This is a genomic window from Streptomyces sp. YS-3, from assembly GCF_045257485.1.
Classification (GTDB): Bacteria; Actinomycetota; Actinomycetes; order Streptomycetales; family Streptomycetaceae; genus Streptomyces.
On the sequence record NZ_JBJHPC010000191.1, the window covers coordinates 1 to 11,656 of the forward strand.

The window sequence follows — 11,656 nt, forward strand, 5'->3', positions numbered from 1 at the left end:
CAGCACCCGCGCCACGATCGGTCCCGCCGCGTCCCCGCCGTGTCCGCCGGACTGGACGAGGGCCGCCGCGGCGAGCCCGTTGCCGTACCCGGTGAACCAGCTGTTGGACGTGCCCTGCCGGTCCACCTCGGCCGAGCCGGTCTTGGCGCCCTTGGGCCCGGGCACCCCGGCCATTGCCTTCACGGCCGTCCCGCTGCCGGTGGTAGCCGCGTGCATCATCTGCTTCAGCTGTGAGGCGACCGGGGCGGGCAGCGGCTTGGCCTGGGCCAGTTCCCGGTCGTCCAGGGACTGCGGCACGATCACCGGCTGGTGGAACCCGCCGCCGATGACGGTGGCCGAGATGGACGCCATGTCGAGCGGGCTCATCTGGACCTTCCCCTGGCCGATGTAGGAGGCGGCGGTCTCCACGCCGGAGGAGTCCGGGACGCGGCCGTCGAAGGACTTCACGCCGCCGAGCTTCCAGTTGTTCTGGCCGAGCCCGAAGTAGTCCCGGGCGGTCTGGCCGAGCGCGGTCCCGGCGACGCCCTTGTCGGTGAGGGGCCTGACCGGCTTGATGAAGGCGGTGTTGCAGGACCGCGCGAACGCGTCGGTCAGGGTGCCGTGCGCGATGGTGAAGTCATTCAGGTTGTGGAAGACATAGCCCTCCCACGGGACCGTCGCCGGGCACTCCGCCGGCTGGTCCGCCCCGCCCACGCCGTTCGCGATGATCATCGCGCCGGTGACGATCTTCATGGTGGAGCCGGGGGCCACGGACGCCTGGAGGGAGGCGGGGAAGCCGTCCTTGCGGTTGTCCGCGACGGCCCGGATCTCCCCGCTCGTCGGCTCGATCGCCACCACCGAGGACTCCGCGAAGTCCTTCACGGCCCGCTCCGCCGCCGCCTGGACGTCCGCGTCGAGCGTCGTCGTCAGCTTGCCGGGCCGGCCCTTGGCCAGGGTGAGCAGCGTCTGGTTCGGTGCGCCCTCGGCGCCGCCCTCGATCCAGGTCTCCACGCCCGGCGTGCCGTTGACCTTGTCGCCGTACTTCTGCCGCAGCGCGTCCAGGACGAACCCGAGCGAGGGGTACTTCTCCTTGGTCAGCACCCGCCCCCGGTGGTCCACGGCCTCGATCTCGGGGTTCTTGGCGGCCCCCGTCACCAGCTTCCCGCCCGGCTTCAGCTTCGGGTGGACGACGGCCGGCTGCCAGTCCACCAGCGCCTTGCCGGTGCTCACGCCCCGCACGACCGTGAGCCGCGAGCTGTAGTCGAGCGGCGCGGTCTTCCCCTCGTAGGAGACCTCCGCCTTCACCGTGTACGGAACGGTCGCCCCCGTGGCCGCCCCCGGCGTGATCGTCACCTTGCCCACGTGCGCCTCGTCGTGGAAGGCGGTGAGCACGGTCTGGGCGGCGGCGTTGTTGTTGGTCAGGGCCGAGGCCGCCGCCGCGTCCCCCTTGGCCCAGGCGTCGAAGAACGCCTGGGCGGTCTTGGTGATCTCGTCGGTGGCGGGCGGGCCGGTCCGTACCGGCGCCGCCCGCGTATGCGAGCCGGAGGACGAGCCGTCCCCCGCCACCATCTGGTAGCCGCCGTACACCACACCGGTGCCGACGACCACGAACACACCGCCGACGACGGCGGCCTTCGCTCCACTGCGCATCTCGCAGCCCCTCCCCAGGAGTCTCTTGAACGTGTTCAAGAGTTGCTTGGGAGGAACTTTACGTGACAGCAGTGACACCGGCTCCGGCCGTTACCGGACCGGGACACCGCTCAGCGGCTCACACCCATGTATCCAGCCACATCCGGTTCCGCCACGAATCCAGCGGAATCGACGTGCCCGTGTACAGCGGCCAGAAGTAGATGAAGTTCCAGACGATCAGCAGCACCAGCACGCCCGCGCCGATCGCGCCCACCGCCCGGCGGCGCTCGTCCGAGCCCGGTGGGCCGAGGATCGCGCCGATCATCATCGCCACCGCCAGACACAGGAACGGCACGAAGACGACCGCGTAGAAGAAGAAGATCGTCCGCTCCTGGTAGAGGAACCAGGGCAGATAGCCCGCCGCGACGCCGCAGACGATCGCGCCCGCCCGCCAGTCGCGGCGGAACGCCCACCGCCACAGCACGTACAGGAGCGCGAAGCACGCCGCCCACCACAGCAGCGGTGTGCCGAGCGCCAGGACCTCGCGGGCGCACTTGCCGGTGGTGGAGGAGGGGCAGCCGTCGGTGCCGGGGGAGGGGCTCTCGTAGAAGTACGAGACCGGGCGGCCCAGGACGATCCAGCTCCACGGGTTGGACTGGTAGGTGTGCTGGTCCGTGAGGTTGACGTGGAAGCTGTAGACCTCGGCCTCGTAGTGCCACAGGCTGCGCAGTGACTCCGGCATCCAGCCCATGTCGAACTGCGGCAGGCTCACCTTGCCCAGCAGCGGCAGCTTGACGTGGTCGGGGGAGAGGCCGTCGCGGCCGTGCGCCCAGTCCCGGAAGTAGCCCTTGTCGGTCATGAACCAGCCGGTCCAGGAGGCCAGATACGTCACCACCGCCACCGGGACCGTGGAGAGGAAGGCCCAGAAGGCGTCCCTGCGGAGCACCGCGCGGTAGGGCCGCACCGCGCCGGCCGTGCGGCGGGCGCCCGCGTCCCACAGGACCGCCATGACGCAGAAGAAGACCAGGACGTACAGGCCGTTCCACTTGGTGCCGCAGGCCAGCCCCAGCATCACCCCGGCCGCGATCCGCCACGGCCGCAGGCCAAGGCGCAGGCCCTCCGCCACGGCCGTGTCCGGGCGCAGGTCGCCCGCCGCGCCCTCGGGGAGCGCCGCCGCGAGCCGGGCGCGCGCCCGGTCCCGGTCGATCAGCAGACAGCCGAAGGCGGCGAGCACGAAGAACATGACCACCAGGTCGAGCAGGGCCATCCGGCTCATGACGAAGTGCAGCCCGTCCACCGCGAGCAGCGCGCCGGCCAGACAGCCCAGGAACGTCGAGCGGAACAGCCGCCGCCCGATCCGGCAGAGCATCAGCACCGAGAGCGTGCCGAGCACCGCCATCATGAAGCGCCAGCCGAACGGGGTGAAGTCGAACCACTTCTCACCGATGCCGATGAGGTACTTGCCGACCGGCGGGTGCACCACATAGCCCGGGTCGGTGGGGATCGGCACCGACGAGGGGTCCTTGATGATCGCCTTGTCGACGTCCTTGGGCCAGGCGCCCTCGTAGCCGCGGTTGATCAGCGCCCAGGCGTCCTTGGCGTAGTACGTCTCGTCGAATATCACCGAGTCCGGGCTGCCCAGCCGCCAGAACCGCAGCACCCCCGCCACCAGCGTGACCAGCAGCGGGCCGCCCCACGCCGACCAGCGCACCAGGCGCTCGGCGGTCGCCGGGGAGACTCTCAGAACCGCCCAGAGCTGACCGGACGGCCGGGTGTAGGGCGGCACCAGCCGCTCGCGCAGGCCGGTTCTCGGCCCGGCCGCGTAGCCGAAGCGGCGCAGCCGGTCCGGCCAGCCGGGCGGCGGATCTTCGGCGTCATGGCCCTCAAGGGTCTGCGGCGCAGTACTGGTCACCGCGCCATCGTAGGGAAAGGGTCTGTGCGAGTCCCGTGGCCGGGCCCGATCCGGTCCGGGCGAACGGCGCGGCCCCGGGGCTGGGAGGATGGCGGGGTGACCGGAACACTCGTACTCGCAGGCACCCCCATCGGCGACATCGCGGACGCGCCGCCGCGCCTCGCCGCCGAGCTGGAGCGGGCCGACGTCGTCGCCGCCGAGGACACCCGGCGGCTGCGCGGCCTGACCCGGGCGCTCGGCATCCACACCTCGGGGCGGGTCGTCTCCTACTTCGAGGGCAACGAGTCCGCCCGTACGCCCGAGCTCGTCGAGGCGCTGGAGGGCGGCGCGCGCGTGCTGCTCGTGACGGACGCGGGGATGCCGTCGGTCTCCGACCCCGGCTACCGGCTCGTGGCGGCGGCCGTGGAGAAGGACATCAAGGTCACGGCCGTGCCCGGACCCTCGGCGGTGCTCACCGCGCTCGCCCTGTCCGGGCTGCCCGTCGACCGGTTCTGCTTCGAGGGGTTCCTGCCGCGCAAGGCGGGCGAGCGGCTCGGCCGGCTGCGCGAGGTCGCCGGCGAGCGCCGCACCCTCGTCTACTTCGAGGCCCCGCACCGCCTCGACGACACGCTCGCCGCGATGGCCGAGGTCTTCGGCGCGGAGCGCCGCGCCGCCGTCTGCCGCGAGCTGACCAAGACGTACGAGGAGGTCAAGCGCGGCAGCCTGGGCGACCTCGCCGCCTGGGCCGCCGAGGGGGTGCGCGGCGAGATCACCGTGGTGGTGGAGGGCGCGGCCGAGACCGGACCCGCCGAGCTGGACGCCGAGGAGCTGGTGCGCAGGGTGCGGGTGCGCGAGGAGGCGGGCGAGCGGCGCAAGGAGGCGATCGCCGCCGTGGCGCTCGACGCGGGCCTGCCCAAGCGCGAGGTGTTCGACGCGGTCGTGGCGGCAAAGAACGCGGCACGACAGGCACCCGCGGACGGCAAAGGACTATCGTGAAAAGTAAAGCGCAGGCCGCGCACCGGGGCTTTTGCCTAGGAAAGGCCAAATCGGCACCAACACTCGACAGCCCCTGATGCGTTTCGGCGGCGAAAGGCGTCCCATGGATCGGGGGCGCTTTCCGCCTCCGCTCGCAAGGAGCGCTCGCAAGAGCTTGTCCAGCGGACAAGGGAGCCGGCACATGAGTGAGATCGCTGAGACCACGGCGCACGAGGCTTACGCCTTCGCGTGCATGAGGTGTGGATATGGCTGGGAGCAGGCGTACGAGATAGAGCACCACGTGGACGGCAAGGGGCAGCCGTTCGTGGTCTACAAGGCCGACGGGGAGCGGGTCCCCTCTCCTCTGTCCCAGCCCACCTGCACGAACTGCGGCGGGCACGTGGTGCGCACCCTGCGCGCCGGCCGGGTCTCCAGCGTGCAGCAGTGGCTCGCCCACCAGTCGACCCACCAGGCGCCCGCCGGGCCCGTGGGGTCCGGGGGCGACCCGGAGCCGGACACCCCGGCGGCGGCCGGGCCGGGCGCCACGCCCGCGGCCGAGCCCGACGCCGAGCACCACTGGCACCTCTCGGACCTTCTGCACCCCTTCCAGCACCACCACAAGAAGTGACGCGCCGGGGCCTTTCATAGGATCGGCCCCATGAGTGCCGCCAAGGATGCCCCGCCGCCCCTGCCCGAACCGCTCGGTGTGGCGGTGGCCGACTCGCACACCCACCTGGACATGCAGTCCACGACGGTCGAGGAGGCCCTGGCCAGGGCCGCGGCCGTCGGGGTGACCACGGTGGTCCAGGTGGGGTGCGACCTCAAGGGCTCGCGGTGGGCGGCGGAAACGGCTGCCTCCTGGGAGAACGTGTGGGCCGCGGTGGCTCTGCACCCGAACGAGGCCCCCAGGATCGTCTCGGGCGACCCCGACGGCTGGTCCCGCCAGGGGGCGCGGCAGGCCGGGGGCGACGCCGCCCTCGACGAGGCGCTCGCCGAGATCGACCGGCTCGCCGCCCTCCCGCACGTCAAGGCCGTCGGCGAGACCGGCCTCGACCACTTCCGCACCGGCGCCGACGGCATGGCCGCCCAGGAGCGGTCCTTCCGCGCGCACATCGAGATCGCCAAACGGCACGGCAAGGCGCTCGTCATCCACGATCGCGACGCGCACGCGGACGTGCTGCGCATTCTGCGGGAAGAGGGCGCCCCGGAGCGCACGGTCTTCCACTGCTATTCCGGTGACGCGGAAATGGCGGAACTCTGCGCGCGTTCCGGCTACTTCATGTCCTTCGCCGGAAACATGACGTTCAAGAACGCCCAGCCGCTGCGCGACGCGCTCGCCGTCGCCCCCCTCGAACTCGTCCTCGTGGAGACGGACGCGCCCTTCCTCACACCGGCGCCGTACCGCGGACGGCCCAATGCGCCGTATCTCATTCCTATTACGGTGCGGGCCATGGCGGCGGTCAAGGCGGTCCATGAGGACGTGCTGGCCGCGGCCGTGGCGGAGAACACCGCGCGCGCCTTCGATTACTGACGGATAACGGCCCGGGTGCCCCGGGTGGGCGAGTGCAGGGTAGCGGGGCGACGCTCCGTAGTCGAATCGCTTTGGACGGTGACGAAGGTTTCGCTAATGTCCCGCCCTCGACGGGACGAGGCCGGAACTCTGGAGCGCCGTGAGCAATTCGCAGGGCAGTCACCGTGCCGCACGCGGCGGCCGTCGCGCGGCGACGAGAACGGCCGAGCCGCGGTCCGCGCAGGACGCGCCGCCGCCCGCCGGGCCGCTCCCGTACGACGCCCAGGAGACCCTGCCCGCGGAGGTGCCCCGGCCGCGCCGGGGCGGCGGGGCGGCGCCGGAGGGCACCCGGGCCGGGGCGCGCCGGGCCCGACGCCGCCGGGGAGCGCTCTTCGGCGCCGGGCCCGACGCCCTGCGCCGGCTCATCCCGCAGGCCCTGGTGGTCGCCTTCCTCGCGGGCGGGACCACCGCGTTCCTCGTCAACGACAAGGCCGTACGGCTCACCGTCGACGGCGTCCCGCGCACCCTGCACACCTTCGCGGACGACGTCGACGAACTCCTCGCGGACCAGCACGTCGGCGTCGGGGACCACGACATCGTCGCGCCCGGCCGCCACCGGGCGCTGACGGGCGGCGACGAGGTCGTCGTCCGCTACGGCCGCCCGGTCGCCCTCACCCTCGACGGCCGGCGCCACCAGGTGTGGACCACCGCCCAGACCGTGGACGGGGCCCTGCGCCAGCTCGGGGTGCGCGCCGAGGGCGCGTATCTGTCGGCCTCGCGCTCCTCGGAGATCGGGCGCACCGGCATGGGCCTGGACGTGCGCACCGAACGCCAGGTGACCTTCCTCGCCGACGGCCGCGAGCGCACGATCCGCACCAACGCGGCGTCGGTCGCCGAGGCCGTCGAGGAGGCCGGGATCTCCCTGCGGGACCAGGACACCACCTCCGTGCCGCCGTCCGTCTTCCCCCGCGACGGGCAGACGATCACCGTCATGCGGATCACCGGCAGCCGCGAGGTCCGCGAGGAGCCGATCCCGTACCGGGTCGTCCGGACCCGGGACGACTCCCTGTTCACCGGGACCGAGGTCGTCGACCGGCCCGGCCAGCGCGGCTTCCGCAAGGTCACCTACGCGCTGCGGACCGTCGACGGGGTGCGGCAGAAGCCGCGCAAGGTGGCCGAGCACGTGGTGCGCCCGCCGGTCACCCAGACCGTCCGGGTCGGCACCAAGCCGCTGCCCACCACGGTCGAGGGCGCCGACCACCTCGACTGGCGCGCCCTCGCCCACTGCGAGTCCGGCGGGCGCCCCGGCGCGGTCGACGCGACGGGGAACTACGGCGGGCTCTACCAGTTCGACGGCCGCACCTGGCACGCGCTCGGCGGCAGCGGCCTCCCGCAGCACGCCAGCGCCGCCGAGCAGACGTTCCGGGCGAAGAAGCTCTTCGCGCAGCGGGGGGCGAGTCCGTGGCCGCACTGCGGCCGTAGGCTGTATCGGTGAGCACCACTGATCCCGACGCCCTCCTCGGCCCCGCCGACATCCGTGAACTGGCCGCAGCACTGGGCGTACGCCCCACCAAGCAGCGCGGCCAGAACTTCGTCATCGACGCCAATACGGTCCGCCGGATCGTCCGGACGGCGCAGGTGCGGCCCGACGACGTGGTGGTGGAGGTCGGCCCCGGCCTCGGCTCGCTGACCCTGGCGCTCCTGGAGGCGGCGGACCGGGTGACGGCCGTCGAGATCGACGAGGTGCTCGCCGGCGCGCTGCCCGCCACGATCGAGGCCCGGCTGCCCGCGAAGAAGGACCGTTTCGCGCTGGTCCACTCCGACGCGATGCTGGTCCGGGAGCTGCCCGGCCCCGCCCCGACCGCCCTGGTCGCGAACCTCCCGTACAACGTGGCGGTCCCCGTGCTGCTGCACATGCTGGACCGTTTCCCCACGATCGAGCGCACCCTGGTCATGGTCCAGGCGGAGGTCGCGGACCGGCTCGCGGCCAAGCCGGGCAACAAGGTCTACGGCGTGCCGTCGGTGAAGGCCAACTGGTACGCGGAGGTCAAGCGCGCCGGGTCCATCGGCCGCAACGTCTTCTGGCCCGCCCCCAACGTCGACTCCGGCCTGGTCGCGCTGGTCCGGCGCACCGAGCCGGTGCGGACCACCGCCACCAAGGCGGAGGTCTTCGCGGTGGTCGACGCGGCCTTCGCGCAGCGCCGCAAGACCCTGCGGGCCGCGCTCGCGGGCTGGGCCGGCTCGGCCGCCGCCGCCGAACAGGCGCTGGTGGCGGCCGGGATCTCGCCGCAGGCGCGCGGCGAGGCGCTGACGGTGGAGGAGTTCGCGCGGATCGCGGAGGCCAAGCCGTGACGGGACGGACGGCACCGACGGCGCCGCGGGTGACGGTCCGGGTCCCCGCCAAGGTCAACGTCCAGCTCGCGGTGGGCCCGGCCCGCCCCGACGGCTTCCACGACCTCGCCAACGTCTTCCTCGCGGTCGGCCTCTACGACGAGGTCACGGCCACGCCCGCCGACGGGCTGCGCATCACCTGCTCCGGCCCGGACGCGGACAAGGTCCCCCTGGACCGTACGAACCTGGCGGCGCGAGCGGCCGGACTGCTGGCCGCGCGGTACGGCCTGGCGCCCGACGTCCACCTCCACATCGACAAGGACATCCCCGTCGCGGGCGGCATGGCGGGCGGCAGCGCGGACGGCGCGGCGGCGCTGGTGGCGTGCGACGCGCTGTGGGGTACGGGCGCGTCCCGCGAGGAGCTGCTCGACATCTGCGCCGAGCTCGGCAGCGACGTGCCGTTCAGCCTGGTCGGCGGGGCGGCGCTGGGCACGGGCCGGGGCGAGCGGCTTTCCGTGCTGGAGGTCGGGGGCACCTTCCACTGGGTGTTCGCGGCGGCGGACGGCGGGCTGTCCACACCGGCGGTGTACCGCGAGTTCGACCGCCTCACGCCGGACGCGGCCCCGCCGGAGGCGGACGCGGTGCTGCTCGCCGCGCTGCGCGCGGGCGACCCCTTCGCGTTGGCGGGCGCGCTCTCCAACGACCTCCAGCCGGCGGCCCTGTCCCTGCGCCCGTCCCTGGCGGACACCCTCGCCGCGGGCACGAAGGCGGGTGCGCTGGCCGCGCTGGTCTCGGGTTCCGGCCCGACCACGGCGTTCCTGGCCGAGGACGCCGCGTCCGCCGGGAAGATCGCGGACGCCCTGACGGCATCCGGCACGTGCCGCTCCGCGAGGGTGGCCGTGTCCCCGGCACCCGGCGCGACGGTCGTGTCTGCCTGAGCCAGGGGCTGGGACGCGGAGTGTCTCGGGCTCAGCCACCAGGCTTTCCGGGGCGCGGGGAACTGCGCGGCCGGCCCCCACCGGCCCGCGGGTGAAGAACGACGTCTCACGGGTGCGGACCGTGCGTGGCTGGTCGCGCAGTTCCCCGCGCCCCTGAAGGCGCCGCACCACGCAAGCGAAGAGGCGACGGCGCCGCACCACGCAAGCGAGGGGGGAATCGGGGCCGGACCGCCCGGGGCAGCCGGGGACGTAACCTTGGGGACGATTCAGCCCCCCTGTTCAGGAGTGAAATGGCCGTCAATCTGGTCAATGTCGAGGCAGTCAGCAAGGTATACGGCACCCGTGCCCTGCTCGACGGCGTCTCCCTCGGCGTCTCCGAGGGGGACCGGATCGGCGTGGTCGGCCGCAACGGAGACGGCAAGACCACCCTCATCCGGATGCTCGCGCAGCTGGAGGACGCCGACACCGGCCGCGTCACCCACGTCGGCGGGCTCCGCCTCGGCGTGCTCACCCAGCACGACTCGCTGGACCCCGCGGCCACCGTCCGCCACGAGGTGATCGGCGACCTCGCCGACCACGAGTGGGCGGGCAACGCCAAGATCCGCGACGTGCTCACCGGACTCTTCGGCGGGCTCGCCCTGCCCGGCTTCGAGAGCGGCCTGGACACGGTCATCGGCCCCCTCTCCGGCGGCGAGCGCCGCCGTATCGCGCTCGCCAAGCTGCTCATCGCCGACCCGGACCTGATCATCCTGGACGAGCCCACCAACCACCTGGACGTGGAGGGCATCGCCTGGCTGGCCGCCCATCTGCGGGCCCGGCGCTCGGCGTTGGTCTGCGTCAGCCACGACCGCTGGTTCCTGGACCAGGTCTGCACCCGGATGTGGGACGTCCAGCGCGGCAGCGTCTACGAGTACGAGGGCGGCTACAGCGACTACGTGTTCGCGCGCGCCGAGCGGGAGCGGATCGCCGCGACCGAGGAGGCCAAGCGGCAGAACCTGATGCGCAAGGAGCTGGCCTGGCTGCGGCGCGGCGCCCCCGCCCGTACCTCCAAGCCGCGCTACCGCATCGAGGCCGCCAACGAGCTGATCGCGGACGTGCCGCCGCCGCGCGACACCTCCGAGCTGATGAAGTTCGCCGGCGCGCGGCTCGGCAAGACCGTCTTCGACCTGGAGGACGTGACCGTACAGGCCGGTCCCAAGGTGCTGCTCAAGCACCTGACCTGGCAGCTCGGTCCGGGCGACCGCATCGGCCTGGTCGGGGTGAACGGCGCGGGCAAGACCTCGCTGCTGCGCGCGCTGGCCGAGGCGGCCCGTACCGACGGCGAGACGCAGCCCGCCGCCGGGCGGATCAAGGTCGGCAAGACCGTGCGGCTCGCCTACCTCTCGCAGGACGTCACCGAACTCCCCGCCGAACTGCGCGTCCTGGAGGCCGTGCAGCAGATCCGGGACCGGGTCGACCTCGGCACCGGCCGGGAGATGACGGCCGGGCAGCTGTGCGAGCAGTTCGGGTTCGGCAAGGAGAAGCAGTGGACGCCCGTCGGGGACCTGTCCGGTGGTGAGCGGCGCCGGCTCCAGCTGCTGCGGCTGCTGATGGACGAGCCGAACGTCCTCTTCCTCGACGAGCCCACCAACGACCTCGACATCGAGACGCTGACCCAGCTGGAGGACCTGCTCGACGGCTGGCCGGGCTCGATGGTCGTCATCTCGCACGACCGGTTCTTCATCGAGCGCACCACCGACCGGGTGTGGGCGCTGCTCGGCGACGCGGCCCTGCGGATGCTGCCGCGCGGCATCGACGAGTACCTGGAGCGGCGCAGGCGGATGATCGAGGAGGCGGCCCCGGCCCCGGCGCCGGTCGCCGCCAAGTCCTCCGGCGCGGCCTCGTCCGCCGACTCCCGGGCCGCGAAGAAGGAACTCCAGCGCATCGAGCGGCAGCTGAACAAGATCTCCGACCGGGAGAGCAGTCTGCACGGCCAGATCGCCGACAACGCCACCGACTTCGAGAAGGTCGCCAAGCTCGACGCGGAGCTGCGCGCCCTCATCGTCGAGCGCGACGAGCTGGAGATGCGGTGGCTTGAACTGGCCGAGGAGGCCTAGAAGCTGGTGGGACGCGTGGGGCTCGTGAGGACGGGTGACGAGTCGTAAAGAGCACGTGCAAACTCCATAACAGGCGCATCACAGGCCGGTCCGCCCTTGGGAACAGGGACGGACCGGCCCCCTGTTCGAGGGGGTTCGGGTGATACAAAGAAGCCCCGCTCGACTGACGCAAACTGTGCGGGACCATGTCCGATTCCGCTCCGGAAACGCGGGGGAGTCCGTTCGGGCAGCGGTCCCCACGAAGGGGGAGACACACTGTGACCCAGCCGCCCAGCAAGCAGCCGCCGCAGGGGGGCTTCGGGGCACC

The 11,656-nt window shown here is 72.7% G+C and carries 9 protein-coding genes; 7 read left to right on the forward strand and 2 right to left on the reverse strand.

All coding sequences use genetic code 11. From position 1 onward, the window contains the following. A partial coding sequence (locus ACJA3G_RS17460) for a penicillin-binding transpeptidase domain-containing protein (protein WP_406553921.1) occupies positions 1–1,629 on the reverse strand: 1,629 nt, incomplete at its 3' end. A 118-nt stretch (positions 1,630–1,747) separates the two neighbouring features. Beyond that, entirely contained in the window at positions 1,748–3,520 is a 1,773-nt protein-coding gene (locus ACJA3G_RS17465; protein WP_406553922.1) for a dolichyl-phosphate-mannose--protein mannosyltransferase, read from the reverse strand. 96 nt (positions 3,521–3,616) lie between these two features. Here ACJA3G_RS17465 and rsmI point away from each other — a divergent pair, with 96 nt between their 5' ends. The 7 genes from rsmI to ACJA3G_RS17500 all read left to right on the forward strand — a co-directional run bounded on the left by rsmI (position 3,617) and on the right by ACJA3G_RS17500 (position 11,349). After that, the gene (rsmI, locus tag ACJA3G_RS17470; protein ID WP_406553923.1) at positions 3,617–4,495 is read left to right on the forward strand and encodes a 16S rRNA (cytidine(1402)-2'-O)-methyltransferase; all 879 of its coding nucleotides are present in this window, start codon (positions 3,617–3,619) and stop codon (positions 4,493–4,495) included. A 181-nt stretch (positions 4,496–4,676) separates the two neighbouring features. Next, a complete protein-coding gene (locus ACJA3G_RS17475) occupies positions 4,677–5,102 on the forward strand; it encodes a hypothetical protein (RefSeq protein ID WP_406553924.1) in 426 nt (141 codons plus the stop codon). 30 nt (positions 5,103–5,132) lie between these two features. After that, positions 5,133–6,005, forward strand: a complete 873-nt coding sequence (locus ACJA3G_RS17480; RefSeq protein ID WP_406553925.1) for a TatD family hydrolase — start codon at positions 5,133–5,135, stop codon at positions 6,003–6,005. A gap of 139 nt (positions 6,006–6,144) precedes the next feature. Beyond that, the gene (locus ACJA3G_RS17485) at positions 6,145–7,479 is read left to right on the forward strand and encodes a ubiquitin-like domain-containing protein (RefSeq protein ID WP_406553926.1); all 1,335 of its coding nucleotides are present in this window, start codon (positions 6,145–6,147) and stop codon (positions 7,477–7,479) included. After that, positions 7,476–8,336 (forward strand): 16S rRNA (adenine(1518)-N(6)/adenine(1519)-N(6))-dimethyltransferase RsmA, encoded by an 861-nt coding sequence (gene rsmA / locus ACJA3G_RS17490; RefSeq protein WP_406553927.1) that lies wholly within the window; start codon positions 7,476–7,478, stop codon positions 8,334–8,336. The genes ACJA3G_RS17485 and rsmA overlap by 4 nt, the downstream gene beginning before the upstream one ends. Then, positions 8,333–9,253 carry a 4-(cytidine 5'-diphospho)-2-C-methyl-D-erythritol kinase gene (locus tag ACJA3G_RS17495; RefSeq protein WP_406553928.1) on the forward strand — a complete coding sequence of 307 codons (921 nt, stop codon included), beginning with the start codon at positions 8,333–8,335 and terminating at the stop codon, positions 9,251–9,253. Before rsmA ends, ACJA3G_RS17495 begins: the two co-directional genes overlap by 4 nt. Before the next feature lie 290 nt (positions 9,254–9,543). After that, positions 9,544–11,349: an ABC-F family ATP-binding cassette domain-containing protein gene (locus ACJA3G_RS17500; protein WP_406553929.1), complete on the forward strand. Its 1,806-nt coding sequence runs from the start codon at positions 9,544–9,546 to the stop codon at positions 11,347–11,349. The last annotated feature ends 307 nt before the right edge of the window (positions 11,350–11,656 follow it).